Below are 17,074 nucleotides of genomic sequence, written 5' to 3' on the forward strand. Positions count from 1 at the left end.
CTTCGCTGTCGCCGCCGCCTTCGCTGTCGCCGCCGCCTTCGCTGTCGCCGCCGCTTTCGCTGTCGCCGCCGCCTTCGTTATCACCATCGCCGTCTTGGGCGTAAACCGCACCTGCCGTCACAAAAGACAGCACAGCGACAGCAGGTATTCCGGAAAGCGCAATCACACTTGCAGTTGTCATCATTAATCTGGACAGAACACTCATTCTAATTCTCCTGTTTCAAAATGACTTACGCAGTGGCACCAGCGTAGAGATGGCTTCCCCCCACTGTTATGAAAGGCCAGAAACGCGTCGAACCCAGCAGGAAATGGCCAAAAATAAGGCCAAACTGCGGCGAAAATGTGCCCGATTCAACTCTGGGAGTTGAACTGAAACGCTGCTCAATTATTGAGCGAAATCGGGGAATGGAGTTTACTGAGTCGCTTTCTTGCAAGCGCTCTGTGCTTCGCGGCGGGGTCGTGGTTCGCTGAAGACCCCAAACTCATTGCCGGGATCAATGGAAGCAGTTGACCCTTCAAAATACCGCGCGTAATGCATGGCCCATGGAAAAGCAAAAGAAGCCCTCACGTCAGCAAGTCTATACCCTTCTGGTCCAGATCGGCCGCAAGGATGGCGACGGGCTGCCGGACGGTGCGACCGGGGCGGCACTGATCTGCTACGCCAGTGGCGTGGATGAAGCCGAGGCTGTGCGTGAGACAGTGGCTATTCTAAAACAGGCCGACACCGCACCTTTGGATGTCACCGGCTATGGGACCCTGGCCGAACGTGAGGCGCAGGGGCATGACATAGAACCGGACGAACGTGTCCTGATGCAGCGCGCGCTGGATGAAAACGCCGTGATCGTTGCGCAGATGACACCGTTTTTTGGAGACGAGGCGCAGGCCTAGTTCCGCATGCCGAACCACTTGCGATAGATTTCGTCATAAGTTCTGTCTTCACGCAACGAAAGCAGGGCCTGATTGACATCTTCGACCAGAGGCGACCCGGTCGGGAAAGCGATGCCGTAGTTCTCGCGCAGGAAGACGCCTCCTGTCATCGATGCAATCCGCCGGCCTTCATGGGCCGCATAGTAGGACAGGATCGGTGCATCGAATACCACAGCGTCAAGTTGCTTGGACCCGAACGCGTCCAGCATCTGTTCCAACCCGGGATAGCCGGTGAACTCGATCTCACGTCGGTTCAGAAAGTTTGCTGCAGTTGAGTTTGAGATTGTCCCGACACTCTTGCCATACAGGTCGTTCACGGAATTCACGCTGCCGGTGATCGCTTCCACGGTCATGACCGACGTGATGCGGGCCGTGAAAACTGACACAATGAACAGTGACGAAACAACCAGAACGACACCCAGAAGACGGCCGAAGGGCGTGCGCGGCATCCTCTCTTCGAAACCGCCATTCACGACAAGGTTCAGCGCCCACCAGAACGAGGGAAACCAGGCTTCGTTCAGCTTGCGGTCGAAATAGGGTTGGGCGCGGCGCTCAAAGCTCCACATCAGCATGCCACCGCCCAGCAGGATGGCGAATGCCAGGCCAATGGCGATGAACAGCTCTGTGGAGAAAAGCGCATGCAGAAGCGACGGCTGCCGCTTGGCTTCCGATGGCACCATGATCTGCAGGCCCGCCTCAAAGATCGGTTGGGTGAAGTCCATTTGCGTTTCCCGCAGGGCAGTGATCGAGATATTGGCAACTGCAAGATCCGCAGATCCATCCCGCACCGCGTCCAGCATTTCCGAGAATGAATCGACCCGATTGACAGTGTAATCCCAGTTCAGCGACTCGGCCAACGCAGCAAGCAGATCCATCGAAAAGCCGGTTTCCGCACCGTTCTCGACATAGGAAAACGGGGGGCGGGTCACCGTTGTGACCGTGAGGGATTGTGCCATGCTCTGCTGTGCTAGGACGGCGAAAGTCAGGCAGATCAGTGCGAAGAATGCGCGCTTCATATTCATTCACCTGTTTCGCGGCCCAGTAACGCGATTGTACAGTGGGCCGCAAGATGGTCGTGGGGTAAATCGCTATGAATTATTAGGGTGTCGCTTTTATATCTTCTCAGTTGGTTGAAAGGTTTTTTTTGTGGATTGGGGTTGGAAAACCGGCCAATTCGTTGAATCTGTGCGTGAACCCGCGAAAGACACTGTTCCAGAGGCCATTGCATGACCGATCCCGTTCAATTGACTGCCGATCTGATCCGTTGCCCATCGGTCACACCTGCCGAAGGCGGCGCGCTGCTGCTGCTTGAGGCGGTGCTGGCGGATGCCGGGTTTGAATGCACGCGTGTCGACCGCGGTGGCGTCAGCAACCTGTTCGCCCGGTGGGGCCGGAAAGGCCATGCTCGCAGCTTCGGGTTCAACGGTCACACGGATGTTGTTCCGGTCGGCGATGAGGCCGCTTGGACGATGCCGCCTTTTGGGGCCGAAATGCGGGATGGTGTGATGTATGGGCGCGGCGCAACGGATATGAAATCGGGTGTTGCGGCTTTTGCCGCTGCGGCAATCGATTTCGTACGTGACACACCGCTGGACGGCGCCATTATCCTGACCATAACCGGCGACGAGGAAGGCGATGCGCTGGATGGCACGACCGCCTTGCTCGATTACATGAAAGGCGCGGATGAACGTATGTCAGTCTGCCTGGTGGGTGAGCCCACCTGCCCGAACAAGATGGGTGAAATGATGAAGATCGGCCGTCGCGGATCGATGACTGCGTGGTTTACGATCACAGGTGTTCAGGGCCATTCGGCCTATCCACATCGTGCCAAAAATCCTTTGCCAGCCATGGCACGGCTGATGGATCGGTTGGCGGGTCACGAACTGGATCAAGGCACGGATCACTTCGATGCCTCGACATTGGCAGTGGTGACAATCGACACCGGGAATGCGGCAACCAACGTAATCCCGGCGCAGTGCAAGGGAACAGTGAATATTCGATTCAATGATTTGCATTCCGGGGCCAGCCTGAGTGATTGGCTGAAACTGGAGGCAGATCAGGTGGCCGCTCAGTTCGGCGTTGAAATAAATGCCAAAATCAAGATTTCAGGCGAAAGTTTTCTGACCCCGCCGGGGCCATTGTCGGATCTGGTGGCCAAGGCGGTGAAGGCAGAAACAGGCGCAACGCCCGAGCTTTCGACGACCGGTGGTACGTCGGATGCGCGTTTCATCAAGAACCACTGCCCGGTTGTTGAGTTCGGTCTGGTCGGGCGTACGATGCATCAGGTCGACGAGTGTGTCGAGGTGGCCCAGATCGAACAGCTCAAGTCGATTTATACCCGTATCCTGACCGACTATTTCGCCTGACCCATGCAGCGCACATTGGTGATCATGGTAAAGGAACCTCGTCCGGGCCGCGTCAAAACGCGGCTTGGACGAGAAATTGGCATGGTCGCAGCCGCGTGGTGGTTTCGGCACCAGACCCGGTCCTTGATCCGGCGGCTGCGCGATCCCAGCTGGCACATCGTGCTGGCCGTCTCGCCCGATCAGGAAGGTCTGAAAAGTCGCGTCTGGCCAGCTGACCTGCCGCGCGCGGCGCAGGGGCGTGGGGATCTGGGGGATCGTATGGCGCGGATGCTGCGCGGGATGCCCAAAGGTCCGGTTTGCCTGATCGGCGCGGATATACCAGGGATTTCGCGCCCCCATATTGCCCGTGCTTTCGATGCATTGGGGCATTCTCAAATGGTGTTTGGGCCAGCCCCAGATGGTGGCTATTGGCTGGTCGGAGCGCAACGGTATACAGGCTTGCCAGCGGGTCTGTTTCGCAATGTACGCTGGTCGTCGGAACACGCATTGGCTGACACGCTTGCTTCGATCCCAGGCTGCCGTGTGTCTTTGCTTGATCAGTTGCGCGATGTCGATACGGTTTCCGATCTTAAGCCCTGAGGTTTTTTGGTCATGACGCGGTCGCAAACGCATGCTAGGCCGGACGTATGACTCGCATTCCTACCAAGCAAGAGGTCCTTGACTGGATCTCGGCGAACCCTACCCTGACCTCGAAACGCGATATCGCCAAGGCTTTTGGCATCAAGGGCGCGGATCGGATTGATCTTAAACGCATCCTCAAGGAGCTTGAGGCCGAAGGGCATCTTGAAAAACGCAAGCGCAGCTATCGCGACCCGGATCGTCTGCCGCCGGTCAGTGTGTTGCAGGTAAAAGCTCCGAATAAGGATGGAGACCTGTTTGCGCGGCCGCTGGAATGGCATGGCGAGGGGGTCGAGCCCGTCGTTTTGATCATTGCCCGCGCCAGTGACCCGGCGCTGGGCGAGGGTGACCGCATTCTGGCCCGTCTGACGGCCGTGCATGAGGAAGACCACAATTACGAAGCACGCCTGATCCGTCGTATCGGGACGAACCCTCGTAAAATTGTGGGTATCTTCCGGAAAGGAGCTGAAGGCGGGCGGATTGTTCCGATCGACAAGGCGGGCCAAACCGAATGGCTGGTCGCGGACGGAGCCGTTCTTGGGGCCAGGGACGGAGAACTGGTCGAGGCCGAACAAGCCGGACCGAAGAACCGCATGGGGCTGCCACGCGCGCGCATCATTGAACGGTTGGGTGATCCGACTGCGCCCAAGGCTGTTTCGTTGATCGCGATCCATCAGCATGCTATCCCGGATGAATTTCCCGACAAGGTGATTGCAGAGGCCGATCAGGCCAAACCCGTCGGCCTGAAAGGGCGCGAGGATCTGCGGGATATGCCGTTGCTGACCATCGATCCATCGGACGCGCGCGATCATGACGACGCCTGCTATGCCCATGCTGATGACGACCCGAAAAACCCGGGCGGCCATGTGATCTGGGTCGCGATTGCCGATGTCGCCGCCTATGTGCGCCCGGGCAGCGCGCTGGACCGCGAGGCGCGCAAGCGCGGCAATTCCAGCTATTTCCCCGACCGTGTGGTGCCGATGCTGCCGGACCGCCTGTCGGGTGATCTGTGTTCGCTGCACGAAGGCGTGCCGCGCGCCTGCATCGCGGTGCGGATGCAGATCGACGCCGATGGCAACAAGATCAGTCACCGGTTTGTGCGCGGTCTGATGCGCTCGGCCGCCTCGTTGAACTATACAGAAGTGCAGGAGGCCTTTGACGGTAATCCGAACGACCGCACAGGGCCGTTGCTCGAGACGGTTCTGAACCCGCTATACGCTGCGTATGCCGCGTTGAAAAAAGCCCGTGCTGTTCGGCAGCCGCTGGAGTTGGACCTGCCGGAACGCAAGATCGTTCTGAACGACAAGGGCGAGGTCGAAAGCGTGGCTTTCCGGGACCGGCTTGATGCGCACCGGCTGATCGAAGAGTTTATGATCCTGGCCAACGTGGCCGCCGCGGAAACCCTGATCGCCAAGCGCAGCCCGCTTTTGTTCCGGGTGCACGAGGAACCCGCGCCCGAAAAACTGGAAAGTCTGCGTGAAACGGCACAGGCCGCTGGGCTGAATCTGGCCAAGGGGCAGGTGCTCCAGACCCGTCACCTGAACGCGCTGCTGAATGCCGCCGCCGGGACCGAGGATGCCGAGCTGATCAACCTCAGCACCTTGCGGTCGATGGCGCAGGCCTATTACAGCCCGGAAAACTTCGGTCATTTCGGGTTGGCGCTGCGCAATTACGCGCATTTCACCTCGCCCATCCGGCGCTATGCCGATCTGATCGTGCATCGCTCGCTGATCTCGGCTCATGGCTGGGGCAAGGACGGGCTGACCGAGGACGAAATTGCCCGGCTCGAAGAGACGGCCGCGCACATCTCGGATACCGAACGCCGCTCGATGATGGCTGAACGCGACACGACCGACCGCTATCTGGCCGCGTATCTCAGCGAGCGTGTGGGCAACGAGTTCACCGGGCGGATCAGTGGTATTGCCCGGTTCGGGGCCTTTGTGAAAATGGACGAAACGGGCGCGGATGGTTTGGTGCCCGTGCGGTCTTTGGGGCGTGAATTCTTCCATTTTGATCGGGAGGCCGGAACGCTGATGGGTTCGGACACTGGACTGATCATCGCCATCGGCCAGCGGGTCACGGTGCGGCTGACCGAGGCGACGCCTGTGACCGGCGGGTTGGAACTGGAACTGCTGTCCATCGACGATCAGGCCCTGCCGCGCGGGCGCGGGCCTGCCAAGCGGTCGACGCGACGCAAGGCAGCCAGCACCAAGCGCAAGAAGGACAAGATCAAGCGCAAGGTCGAACGCAAGCGCCGTCAAAGATGATAGGTCAGCGCCCGGGCAATCAGCCAGCCATGGCGGGTTTTATCGATCTGGCCTGGGCCATCGAACAGAATGGCCCGGTTCCCGTCGATCCGGTCCTCTCCCGGGAAAGCTGAGGTGAAATCACCGATCAATCGGCTTTGGCAGTGTACGAACAGCGCGAAACCTGCAGATTTGTGAGCCCCCAGCCGGATCGTTGATCCTTTGGGGGCAAGGTAGGCGGGCTGGCCCCAGCGCAACTCCTCACGCAATGGATTGGCAGCGGGCAGAGAGTTTGCCGTTTCAAAGATCAGATCGCGAAGCGCCAGAGCCCCGACGCGTGCTTGCGGGGGCAGGGCGTCAAAGGCCGAGGCGACCGAGGGGTCATCAAACGGTTTCATGCAATCGGTATCGCCTGTTCCATCCGGTCCACGTAACTGTTCAACAGGTTATCCTGTTTGATCCTGCGGGTCAGTGGGGTATCTGCAGGCGTTGCACACATAGCGGCGAGCATCGGGCCGACGCTCATGTCTGCTGATGTCGGTTGATCCGCCAGCAGGAAGCGGGATTGCCACAGATAGGCCGAGATCGACTCGAGATCGCGTTCGACCCGGTCCATGCGCTCGGACAACGAGAACCGTCCGATCCCTTGTGACGAGATCCCTTTCAGAACGGATTTTCGGATCGCATTGGACGCCGGCTTTCGGATCATGGCTGGAATTCCAGTGAAAAAGGTTTCGCGAAGGATTGGCCAGACCTCATCATTGCCCCAGCGGTCCAGAACGATGTGGAAATACAGATGCTCTTCGGCCATGCGCACCAGCGCGCGGGATTGCGCTTTTTCCACATCCGAAAGCCCCTGATCGAACTCCGCGCCCTTCTGTTCCAGCCAATGGCGGATCAGATCGCTGTCCGGTATCAACCGCTCTGGCGTTCGCAGCACTGGTAGTTTTTGATGCGGCATTTTGCGCGGGTCAAGCATGTCCGAACGCTGCCAGACCTGACCGGAGTGTTGAAGCATCAAGGCTGTCTTGACGCAGAACGGGCTGGCGCTGAACAGCCCGAAGGCAGAAGGATAGGTGAGAAGGGTCAGCATCGCATGGCTCCGTATTTTTTTGACGTGCCAGATGAATAAACCGACCTAATGACAGTTCCTGTCACTAGGGGTAGGCTAGGGTTCATCATGTCCCGCACCGCCCGATTGTTCCAACTGATGCAAGCCCTGCGTTCTGGCCCATCGCCCAGAACGTCTGAACAGCTGGCACAGGATTTGGGTGTTTCTGCCAGAACAATTCACAGGGATATTGACGCGCTGCGTGGTCTGGGGGCCGTTATCGACGGTGAAGCGGGGTTTGGGTTCACTCTGATCGAAGATGCCACACTGCCGCCATTGGGTTTCACTGATGACGAGCTTGAGGCCCTTGTTCTCGGCCTTCGCGAAGTACAGGTGATTGGTGATCCTGCCTTGTCAGATGCAGCCAGCGCCGCCCTACGGAAATTGCAGGGGCGATTGCCACAGCGTCAGTCCCATCGGCTGAGCCACGCGGTTCTGGCGGCAACGCGGTTCAATCGCCCGCCCGCGCCGACAATCGACGTGGCCGTTTTGCGGCAGGCGACGTGGGACGAACGCGCGGTCGAGTTCTCGTACACGGACGCAAAAGGCGATGCCACACAAAGACGGATCAACCCGCTGAGCATCGTCTACATGGATCGATCAAATGTGTTGCTCGGCTGGTGCCACCTAAGACATGATTTTCGCGTCTTCCGGTTGGATCGCATGCAGGACATGTCTGTGACAGATCAAAGCTTTAGACCGAACCGCGTGCCCATGCTGCGTGAGGTTTTGGCGCAAATCCGCGCAGAGCGCGACGCACAGGAGCGCGAAGTGGACGTCTGAGACTTTGTGATTCACCGATTTTGCGCTACCCTGAGGTTGAGCAGTAAGCAGGAAAAATCGGAATGCATAAATGCGTAGGCGGCGTTATGACCGTCGCATTGTGGGCATCCATAGTGCAGGCGGAAACATCAGAAAACACGAAATGGCCAGACAGTGCAGTGACCGGCGAAACGATCCAGCTGGCCTCGGCGGATGTGACGGTTTCGATCCGTCCGGTCCCGCGCCCGGCCGTTGAGGCTTTGCGGGTGTCCGCGGCAATGACCGCACGGTTTCAGGCCTGGCTCGGTGCGTTTCAGAAACGCGCGCGACAGCAGGGCATAACGGAAAGAACGTTGAACAGGGTGTTCTCGGACATGACCTTTGACGAGGATATCCTGAAACGAGACCGCAATCAGGCGGAATTCTCGAAACCGATCTGGGAGTATCTGGATTCCGCAGTCTCGGACTCGCGCGTTTCCAATGGTCGTGCCGCCATGCAGCAACATCGGCAGGTGTTGAAGCAAATCGAGGCTGAATATGGCGTTGAAAAGGAAGTGGTCACGGCAATCTGGGGGCTGGAAACATCTTTCGGCTCTTATCGTGGCAGCAACCGGACGCTGAGTTCCCTGGCGACACTGGCCTTTGATGCGCGGCGGGCGCAGTTCTTTGAAACTCAGTTGATCGCCGCCCTGAGGATCGTGCAGGCAGGGGATGTCACTGCCGGAAACATGCTGGGCAGCTGGGCAGGCGCGATGGGGCACACGCAATTCATGCCGACCTCATATCTGGATCACGCGGTTGATTTTGATGGCGATGGTCGGCGTGACATCTGGTCGGACGACCCGACGGATGCTCTGGCCTCGGCCGCGTCCTATCTGGCGCGGCACGGATGGAAAAAAGGGCAGCCCTGGGGCGTTGAGGTGCGCTTGCCTGCCGATTTCGATTACGCTGCAGCCCGTCGTGACTATACCCTGCTGCCGTCTGCATGGGCCGCTCGGGGTGTAGTGGCCGGGAACGGCCAAGCCGTGCAGGATTATGGGAAGGCGGCGATTTTGCTTCCGGCAGGGGGGCAGGGCGTAGCGCTGATGATTTTTGACAATTTCAGCGTGATCGAGGCCTATAACGGTGCCGATGCCTATGTGATCGGTATCGGACATCTGTCCGACCGGCTTGCGGGTCGTGAACCGTTTCAGTCCGACTGGCCCCGAGGTGAGCGGGCGCTGAGCTTCACCGAGAAAAAAGAGTTGCAAACCCGGCTGACCCAGGCCGGGTTTGATACGAAGGGTATCGATGGGCGCACTGGGCCGAACACCATCAATGCGGTCCGCGCTTACCAACTGGCGCGGGGCTTGATGCCGGACGGCTATCCAACTGCGGAGCTTTTGCAGCGGCTTCGGTAGAAAAATGAGGCGATCCAAACGGGTCGCCCCCTTGAAAAAGCCCGTTCTGATTTCAGGATGCGGCTTTCATCAGTCCCTGAGCGATGATCTCTGCCTGTGCTTCGTCCAGCGACTTGTGAATGCGCACGAACATTTCGTCGATATCCGCCGGGGTCAGGATCAGCGGCGGCGAGATGATCATACGGTCGCCCACATGGCGCATGATCAGATTGTTGGCAAAGCAGCGGTCTCGGCAGATATAGCCGACCGTGCCGGGCTCGGACGCGAACTTGGCGCGGCTGGCTTTGTCGGGGGTCAATGCGATGGACGCCATCATGCCAACGATCTTCGCCTCGCCCACCAGCGGGTGATCGGCCAGGGCTTCCCATTTCTCTTTCAGATAGGGGGCAGCAACATCGCGCACATGCTCGACGATCTTCTCTTCTTCGAGGATACGTAGGTTTTCCAAAGCCACAGCAGCCGCGACCGGATGGCCGGAATAGGTGTAACCGTGATTGAATTCGGTGCCGCCAATGACTTCGGCAATCTCGTCATTCACGATGGACCCGCCGATCGGTGCATAGCCCGAGCTGAGCCCCTTGGCGATGGTCATGATATGCGGTTTGATGCCCACGGTTTCGGATCCGAACCAGTTGCCGGTACGGCCGAACCCACAGATCACTTCGTCGGCAATCAGCAGGATATCGTATTTATCGCAGATACGCTGAATTTCCGGCCAGTATGTGTCCGGCGCCACGATTACACCGCCCGCGCCCTGAACCGGCTCGGCGATAAAGGCCGCAACACGGTCTTCACCCAGTTCCTGAATGGCTTCTTCCAGCTCGCGCGCGCGGGCCAATCCGAACTCTTCGGGCGACATGTCGCCGCCTTCGGTCCACCAGTTCGGTTGGTTGATGTGGTGAATGTTCGGGATCGGAATGCCGCCCTGCGCGTGCATGCCTGCCATACCGCCCAGCGAAGCCGACCCGACGGAAGACCCGTGATACGCGTTTTTCCTGCTGATGATGATATTCTTGTCCGGCTGCCCCTTCTCGGCCCAATAGGTGCGTACAAGGCGGATGTTGGTATCGTTGGCCTCGGATCCGCCGGCTGCGAAGAAGACATGGTTCAGATCACCCGGTGCCAGCTCGGCGATCTTGGCGGCCAGTGCGATTGCGGGCACGTGGGTCGTCTTGAAGAAGGTGTTGTAGTAGGGCAGTTCTCGCATCTGACGCGCGGCGACATCGGCCAGCTCATCACGGCCATAGCCGATATTGACGCACCAAAGACCTGCCATAGCGTCCAGAATTTCCTCGCCTTCGCTGTCGGTCAGGTAAACTCCGCTGGCGCGTGTAATCACGCGTGCCCCTTCCTGTCCCAGCGCGCCATTGGCCGAGAAAGGATGGATGTGATGCGCCGCATCCAGCGCCTGCAATTCGGCGGTCGGCATATGGTTGGTTATGGTGGACATCGGAGAATCTCCTACAAGAACGCAGTTGCGGTTCACAATATGATCAAATTCACTGCTGTCAATCGAATCGGGTTGAGTTAGGTGGAAGTTAGGGCGTCCGCCATCAATTCCATGCCTTGCTCAATGTCCTGTGTCGTTGCTTTTGCGGCTTTTTCGGCGTCTCCGTTGCGCAAAGCGGAAATGATATCCTTGTGTCGATCCGGCAGACTTTGAGTTCCGAATCGGCCACATACGACACGCAGCGACGGACCGAACCGCAACCAAAGCCTTTCGGCCAGATCGCTAAGAATCGGTGCGTTTGCGTGTGAATACAAGGTTTCGTGGAACGCCTGGTTCAGGCGCAGATATCCACCCACGTCTCCGTCGGCAATCATTCGGTCCAGATGCATGTCGAGACGCTCCAGATGATCAATATCTTCGGTTTGCAGATTCGACGTCGCGCGCCTTGAAAGCTCTGATTCTATTGCGGTTCTCGCAAATATCATTTCCTGGATGTCACCTGGTGAAAGCAGTGGAACACTCACGCGCCGATTGCCTTGAAACACCAATGCTCCATCCGAGATCAACCGGCGGATGGCTTCGCGTACCGGGGTCATGCCAACGCCAAGCGAATCAGTCAGGCCCTGGATCGTGACAGGCTGACCAGGAACCAATTCCCCGAACAGGATCTGTGATCTGAGTTTTTGGTAAACCTGCTCATGCGCGGGTTGTTTCCCATTGTCGATTGTCGACGCAGATGCCTTATTTTTGATCAAATCCAATTGGTTCTTCCTATTTCGACTAACCCTGACTTGTCAGGTGACAGACCTCGTGAAACCATACGCTGGATCGAGGAAAAACGCAAAACTTGATCAAATCCAAAAAAACGGGAAAATAGCCGTACACTTGCAGGGAGAAGAATATGACAATCAAAACGCTGACCATGACAGCGGTCATCGCATTGGGGACTTCGGCGGCATTCGCCGAAGAGGTGCGTGTATATAACTGGTCTGACTACATCGACGAAGAATTGCTGAGCAAATTCGAAGAAGAAACCGGTCTGACTCTGATCTACGATGTGTTCGACAGCAACGAGGTTTTGGAAACCAAGATGCTGGCCGGTGGTTCGGGATACGACGTGGTGGTGCCATCGGGCACATTCCTGCAGCGCCAGATTCAGGCGGGCGCGTTTCAGGAACTGGATACGGCCATGTTGCCGAATGCTGGAAATCTGTGGGACGTGATCCAGGAACGCACCGCAGGATATGATCCGAACAATGCCTACTCGATCAACTACATGTGGGGAACAACGGGCATCGGTGTGAACGTCGACAAAGTCAAAGAAGTCTTGGGTGACGACGTGGCCCTGAACAGCATGGATTTGGTTCTGAAACCGGAGAACATGGAAAAGCTGGCCTCGTGTGGCGTTCATTTCCTTGATGCTCCAGCCGAAATGATACCGATGGCCTTGCAGTACATCGGTGAAGACCCCGACAGCCACGACCCGGAAGTGATCAAGAAGGTCGAAGACGTTCTGACAAGCGTTCGTCCCTACATCCAGAAGTTTCACAGCTCGGAATATATCAACGCGCTGGCAAATGGTGATATTTGCGTAGCCGTGGGTTGGTCCGGAGATATTCTGCAGGCGCGGGATCGCGCGGCCGAAGCCGACAACGGTGTGAACATCGAATATCATCCGTTCGCAGAAGGCTCGTTGATGTGGTTCGACCAGATGGCAATTCCTGCCGACGCGCCGAATCCAGATGGTGCGCACAAGTTCCTGAGTTTCATTCTGGATGCCAACAACATGGCCGCTGCGTCCAACTATGTGTACTACGCCAACGGCAACAAGGCGTCTCAGGAGTTTCTTGAGGAAGACGTGATCGGTGATCCGGCAATATACCCGGATGAAGCTACGATGCAAAACCTGTACATCACGACTCCGTACCCCGCGAAAACACAGCGGGTCGTGACCCGTCTTTGGACCAAGATCAAGTCAGGCACCTGATCCGGTTTATAAGCGCGGGGCGGTAACCAGACCGCCCCGCCGCACTATTGTCCAAACTGACCATGCGGGGGCTGCTTTGAATTCTGATGTCTTTGCGCCGTGGGAAGACCCACAGGCGAAACCTTTGATCCAGTTCCAGAACGTGACCAAGCGCTTTGGTGAGTTCACCGCGATCGACAACCTGTCTCTGGATATCTTCGAAAAAGAATTCTTTGCTTTGCTCGGCCCTTCAGGGTGCGGCAAAACAACGATGATGCGGATGCTGGCCGGGTTCGAGACCCCGACCGAAGGCCATATCCTGCTGGGCGGGCAGGATATCGACCCCATCCCGCCAAACAAGCGGGCCGTGAACATGATGTTCCAGTCCTATGCCCTGTTCCCGCATCTCAGTGTCTGGGAAAACATCGCCTTTGGTCTGCGACGGGACAACATGCCCAAGCACGATCTGGAAGACCGGGTGGAAGAAATGCTGCGCCTGACCCGGCTGGAACAGTTTGCCCGTCGCAAACCCCATCAGATCTCGGGTGGTCAGAGGCAGCGCGTGGCACTGGCGCGCTCATTGGCCAAAGCGCCCAAGCTTCTGCTGCTGGATGAACCGTTGGGTGCGCTGGACAAAAAACTACGACAAGATACCCAGTTCGAGCTGATGGATATTCAGGAGAAGACGGGCACCACGTTCGTCATCGTCACCCACGATCAGGAAGAGGCTATGACAGTCGCCAGCCGTGTCGCGGTGATGGATCAGGGCCAGTTAAAGCAAGTGGCCACACCGGATCGCATCTATGAAAACCCTGAATCTGTTTATGTCGCTGATTTCATAGGAGATGTGAATATCATCGAAGGCCGCGCTACTCCATCCGGAGAGGACGCCTACCAGATCGTTTGGGCCGAAGGTCAGGCACCTTTGACGGCATCATCGCCTGCTGGTTTCTCAGACGGTCAGTCCTGCCATCTGGCGATCCGCCCCGAGAAAGTGACGATCTCTGCCGAACGGCCCGTTGATGCGGTCAACGCTGTTCAGGGCAAGGTTCACGACATTGCCTATCTGGGCAATCTGTCCACCTATCACGTTGAATTGGCAAACGGCACGATCATCAAGGCACAGACGGCCAACACCCGTCGCATCTCGCGTCGTTCGTTCACCTGGGAAGACCCGGTCTGGCTGTCCTGGACAGCCACGGCTGCGGTTCTGCTGGCCAACTGATGCGCCGTGCCATTCTGATCGCCATTCCTTACGTCTGGCTGTTGGCTCTGTTTCTGGTGCCGTTCTTCATCGTTCTGAAGATTTCGCTGTCGGACATCGCCCTGGCCATCCCGCCTTATACGCCAACTTTGGACCTGTCCGCTGGCTGGACGGGGATCAAAGATTTCTTCGGGCAACTGGACTTCGAGAATTATGTCTGGCTGACGGAAGACGACCTGTATTGGAAAGCCTACCTGTCCAGCGTGAAGATCGCTTTGATTTCGACCTTCCTGACCCTGTTGGTGGGTTACCCAATGGCCTACGGTATGGCCCGGGCACCTCAGGAATGGCGACCGACACTGATGATGCTGGTTATCCTGCCCTTCTGGACCTCATTCCTGATCCGGGTTTACGCGTGGATGGGTATTCTGTCGAACGAAGGGTATCTCAACCAGATTTTGCTGTGGACCGGTATAATCTCGACCCCGTTGACGATTCTGAACACTTCGACCGCCGTCTATATTGGCATCGTTTACACTTATCTGCCCTTCATGATCCTGCCGATCTATTCGGCGTTGGAGCGTATGGACGGATCGCTGATCGAGGCGGCGGAGGATCTGGGATGTTCTCGTTTTCAGGCCTTCTGGCTGGTGACCATTCCACTGTCCAAGCCTGGCATCATCGCGGGGTGTTTCCTTGTGATGATCCCCGTGATCGGTGAGTTCGTGATCCCATCACTTCTGGGTGGTTCGGGTACGCTGATGATCGGCAAGGTTCTGTGGGAAGAGTTCTTTTCGAACCGTGACTGGCCGGTTGCAAGTGCGGTGGCCATCGTACTGCTGCTGATTCTCGTCATTCCTATCGTGCTGTTTCAGCGCAACCAGCAGAAACAGGCGGAGGCTGAGGGATGAACAGATTAAGTTGGTTCAACACGGTTTCGCTGACGCTGGGATTTGCTTTTCTGTACATCCCGATGATCATCCTGATCATCTTCAGCTTCAACGAAAGCAAGCTGGTCACGGTCTGGGCCGGGTTTTCGACGAAGTGGTACGGAGAGCTTCTTCAGAACGAGGCGTTTCTGGATGCCGCCTGGGTCACGATCCGGGTCGCGGTCTTTTCGTCGACGCTGGCTACGATTCTGGGAACGGCCGCCGCTTACGTGATGGTCCGCAGCGGGCGCTTTTTTGGCCGGACACTGTTTTCCGGCATGATCTATGCGCCGCTGGTGATGCCTGAAGTGATCACCGGCCTGTCGTTGCTACTGCTGTTTATCGGCATCGGCCTGGATCGGGGTATTCTGACCATCGTTCTGGCACACACGACTTTCTCGATGTGTTTCGTTTCGGTTGTCGTATCCTCGCGCCTCATAACTTTTGATCGCTCGCTGGAAGAGGCTGCGCTGGACCTTGGATGCTCGCCCGCGCAAGCCTTCCGTCTTGTCACCCTGCCGATCATCGCACCTGCGGTAATCTCGGGCTGGTTGCTGGCCTTTACCCTGTCACTTGATGATCTGGTGATTGCATCGTTCACTTCGGGGCCGTCGGCAACGACATTGCCGATCAAGATATTCTCGGCCGTGCGCCTTGGCGTCAGCCCGGAAATCAACGCGTTGTCGACGATCATGATCGCTGTGGTGACAGTCGGGGTAATCACGGCTTCGCTTGTGACCAAACGCGCGATGGTGCGGCAGCAGCAGGACGAAATGGCCGCAGCGCGCACCGAATGAAGCGGATATTTCCAGACTACGCCTATGGCAGCGAACCTCGCGACAGCTGCTGGTGGGACGAAACTGTTGCCAGCCCGGATTGGCCAAAGGTTCAAGGCGGCATGCATGTGGATGTGGCCATCATCGGTGGCGGATTTACAGGCGTTTCTGCTGCCTTGCATTTGGCTAAGAACGCTTCGGTTGCGGTGTTCGAAGCCGGCGCGCCGGGGTGGGGTGCTTCGGGCCGCAATGGTGGGTTTTGCTGTCTTGGGGGTTCAAAACTTGGCCACGAATCCATGGAGCGTCGATTTGGCAGCGACGCCGCTCGGGACTATGCGAAAGCGGAACAGGCAGCGGTTCAACTGGTCGCTGATCTGTTGGCACAGCATCAGATCGATGCGGATACCCACTCCAACGGGGAAACCCAAATGGCGCATTCCAAAAGGGCAATGGACGTGTTGCGCCGGAATGCCGACGAGAAGGGAACCCTGCACGAAGCCAGAGACCTGCCTGCGAAGGGCATGGGTGGCGCGTTTCATGGTGCCTACACTTCGCCGATCGGTTTCGGATTGAATCCCCGCAAATATCTGTTCGGGATTGCCCGAGCCGCCGAAGCAATGGGCGCATATCTGTTCCAGAAATCCCCGGTTCTGAGCGTTGAAAAAACGGCGTCCGGCTTTGTGTTGCAAACGCAGAGCGGGCCAGTCAAAGCGCAGGCGGTGTTGGTGTGTACCAACGGATATTCCAGCGAGGATATCCCGGCCTGGATGTCCGGACGATACATGCCTGCACAGTCGACCGTTTTGGTAACGCGTCCCCTTGGTCGAGCCGAGCAAGTGGCACAAGGGTGGTCTACGGATCAGATGTGCTATGATACGCGCAATCTGTTGCACTATTTTCGCCTGATGCCGGACGGGCGCTTTCTGTTTGGGATGAGAGGCGGCTTGCGGTCATCGGCCGGGGCTGAAGCGGCCATTCGGCAAAAGGTCCAGCAGGATTTCAAACATATGTTTCCTGCTTGGTCGACGGTCGAGGTCACTCATATCTGGTCCGGTTTGGTGTGCCTGTCACGGGCCCTGACACCTTTCGTCGGCCCCGTTCCGGAACAACCGGGGATGTTTGCCGGGTTTGCATATCACGGCAATGGCGTCGCCATGGGCACGTACTGTGGTCGAGCATTGGCGCGCTTGGTTCTGGGGCAGGACGCCAGGCTGCCAGCCGTGATGACGCAAAAACCAGGTCAGTTTCCATTGGGTCGCTGGCGCCGTGTGCTCATGCCGCCCGCCTACGCCATGTTGGCGCTGGCCGACCTGCGATGA

The 17,074-nt window shown here is 57.7% G+C and carries 17 protein-coding genes; 11 read left to right on the forward strand and 6 right to left on the reverse strand.

Going from position 1 to position 17,074, the window contains the following annotated elements:
- On the reverse strand, nt 1-205 hold a 205-nt coding region (locus tag AC2FJB_RS17705; protein ID WP_496818775.1), incomplete at its 3' end, for a hypothetical protein.
- A 338-nt stretch (nt 206-543) separates the two neighbouring features.
- Here AC2FJB_RS17705 and AC2FJB_RS17710 point away from each other — a divergent pair.
- Nucleotides 544-888 carry a DUF8846 family protein gene (locus tag AC2FJB_RS17710; protein ID WP_496675407.1) on the forward strand — a complete coding sequence of 115 codons (345 nt, stop codon included), beginning with the start codon at nt 544-546 and terminating at the stop codon, nt 886-888.
- Here the strand turns inward: AC2FJB_RS17710 and AC2FJB_RS17715 are convergent.
- Entirely contained in the window at nt 885-1,943 is a 1,059-nt protein-coding gene (locus tag AC2FJB_RS17715; protein ID WP_496719845.1) for a transporter substrate-binding domain-containing protein, read from the reverse strand. The two genes, AC2FJB_RS17710 and AC2FJB_RS17715, sit on opposite strands and share 4 nt — an antisense overlap.
- A 210-nt stretch (nt 1,944-2,153) precedes the next feature.
- On the opposite strand from AC2FJB_RS17715, the gene dapE reads away from it, so the two are divergent.
- The 3 genes from dapE to rnr are packed head-to-tail and all read left to right on the forward strand — an operon-like array spanning nt 2,154 to nt 6,178.
- Entirely contained in the window at nt 2,154-3,293 is a 1,140-nt protein-coding gene (gene dapE, locus AC2FJB_RS17720) for a succinyl-diaminopimelate desuccinylase (RefSeq protein ID WP_496719843.1), read from the forward strand.
- A 3-nt stretch (nt 3,294-3,296) separates the two neighbouring features.
- The gene (locus AC2FJB_RS17725; RefSeq protein WP_496685022.1) at nt 3,297-3,872 is read left to right on the forward strand and encodes a TIGR04282 family arsenosugar biosynthesis glycosyltransferase; all 576 of its coding nucleotides are present in this window, start codon (nt 3,297-3,299) and stop codon (nt 3,870-3,872) included.
- A gap of 47 nt (nt 3,873-3,919) precedes the next feature.
- Nucleotides 3,920-6,178 (forward strand): ribonuclease R, encoded by a 2,259-nt coding sequence (gene rnr / locus AC2FJB_RS17730; protein WP_117871951.1) that lies wholly within the window; start codon nt 3,920-3,922, stop codon nt 6,176-6,178.
- Here rnr and AC2FJB_RS17735 read toward each other — a convergent pair.
- Together AC2FJB_RS17735 and AC2FJB_RS17740 are read right to left on the reverse strand one after the other, a co-directional pair.
- Nucleotides 6,169-6,555 (reverse strand): DUF1801 domain-containing protein, encoded by a 387-nt coding sequence (locus AC2FJB_RS17735; RefSeq protein WP_496719841.1) that lies wholly within the window; start codon nt 6,553-6,555, stop codon nt 6,169-6,171. The genes rnr and AC2FJB_RS17735 overlap by 10 nt on opposite strands.
- Entirely contained in the window at nt 6,552-7,250 is a 699-nt protein-coding gene (locus AC2FJB_RS17740; RefSeq protein WP_299901067.1) for a glutathione S-transferase family protein, read from the reverse strand. Before AC2FJB_RS17740 ends, AC2FJB_RS17735 begins: the two co-directional genes overlap by 4 nt.
- Nucleotides 7,251-7,337: 87 nt before the next feature.
- Between AC2FJB_RS17740 and AC2FJB_RS17745 the strand changes: the two genes are divergently transcribed.
- Entirely contained in the window at nt 7,338-8,051 is a 714-nt protein-coding gene (locus tag AC2FJB_RS17745; RefSeq protein WP_496719839.1) for a helix-turn-helix transcriptional regulator, read from the forward strand.
- Between the two features lie 62 nt (nt 8,052-8,113).
- Nucleotides 8,114-9,430, forward strand: coding sequence for a lytic murein transglycosylase (locus AC2FJB_RS17750; protein WP_496719837.1), 1,317 nt, complete (start codon nt 8,114-8,116; stop codon nt 9,428-9,430).
- 52 nt (nt 9,431-9,482) lie between these two features.
- Here AC2FJB_RS17750 and AC2FJB_RS17755 read toward each other — a convergent pair whose 3' ends face one another.
- Nucleotides 9,483-10,880, reverse strand: coding sequence for an aspartate aminotransferase family protein (locus AC2FJB_RS17755; protein ID WP_496719835.1), 1,398 nt, complete (start codon nt 10,878-10,880; stop codon nt 9,483-9,485).
- 77 nt (nt 10,881-10,957) lie between these two features.
- Nucleotides 10,958-11,641: a GntR family transcriptional regulator gene (locus AC2FJB_RS17760; protein WP_299901055.1), complete on the reverse strand. Its 684-nt coding sequence runs from the start codon at nt 11,639-11,641 to the stop codon at nt 10,958-10,960.
- Between the two features lie 140 nt (nt 11,642-11,781).
- On the opposite strand from AC2FJB_RS17760, the gene AC2FJB_RS17765 reads away from it, so the two are divergent.
- The 5 genes from AC2FJB_RS17765 (at nt 11,782) to AC2FJB_RS17785 (ending at nt 17,074) form a co-directional block, all read left to right on the forward strand.
- Nucleotides 11,782-12,867 (forward strand): polyamine ABC transporter substrate-binding protein, encoded by a 1,086-nt coding sequence (locus AC2FJB_RS17765; protein WP_496719833.1) that lies wholly within the window; start codon nt 11,782-11,784, stop codon nt 12,865-12,867.
- Nucleotides 12,868-12,943: 76 nt separating this feature from the next.
- A complete protein-coding gene (locus AC2FJB_RS17770) occupies nt 12,944-14,071 on the forward strand; it encodes an ABC transporter ATP-binding protein (RefSeq protein WP_299901049.1) in 1,128 nt (375 codons plus the stop codon).
- Nucleotides 14,071-14,961 carry an ABC transporter permease subunit gene (locus AC2FJB_RS17775; protein WP_299638174.1) on the forward strand — a complete coding sequence of 297 codons (891 nt, stop codon included), beginning with the start codon at nt 14,071-14,073 and terminating at the stop codon, nt 14,959-14,961. The genes AC2FJB_RS17770 and AC2FJB_RS17775 overlap by 1 nt, the downstream gene beginning before the upstream one ends.
- Nucleotides 14,958-15,776, forward strand: a complete 819-nt coding sequence (locus AC2FJB_RS17780) for an ABC transporter permease (RefSeq protein WP_117871973.1) — start codon at nt 14,958-14,960, stop codon at nt 15,774-15,776. Before AC2FJB_RS17775 ends, AC2FJB_RS17780 begins: the two co-directional genes overlap by 4 nt.
- Nucleotides 15,773-17,074: an NAD(P)/FAD-dependent oxidoreductase gene (locus AC2FJB_RS17785; RefSeq protein ID WP_496719830.1), complete on the forward strand. Its 1,302-nt coding sequence runs from the start codon at nt 15,773-15,775 to the stop codon at nt 17,072-17,074. Before AC2FJB_RS17780 ends, AC2FJB_RS17785 begins: the two co-directional genes overlap by 4 nt.

This window comes from Ruegeria sp. CDSC085 (assembly GCF_059610465.1).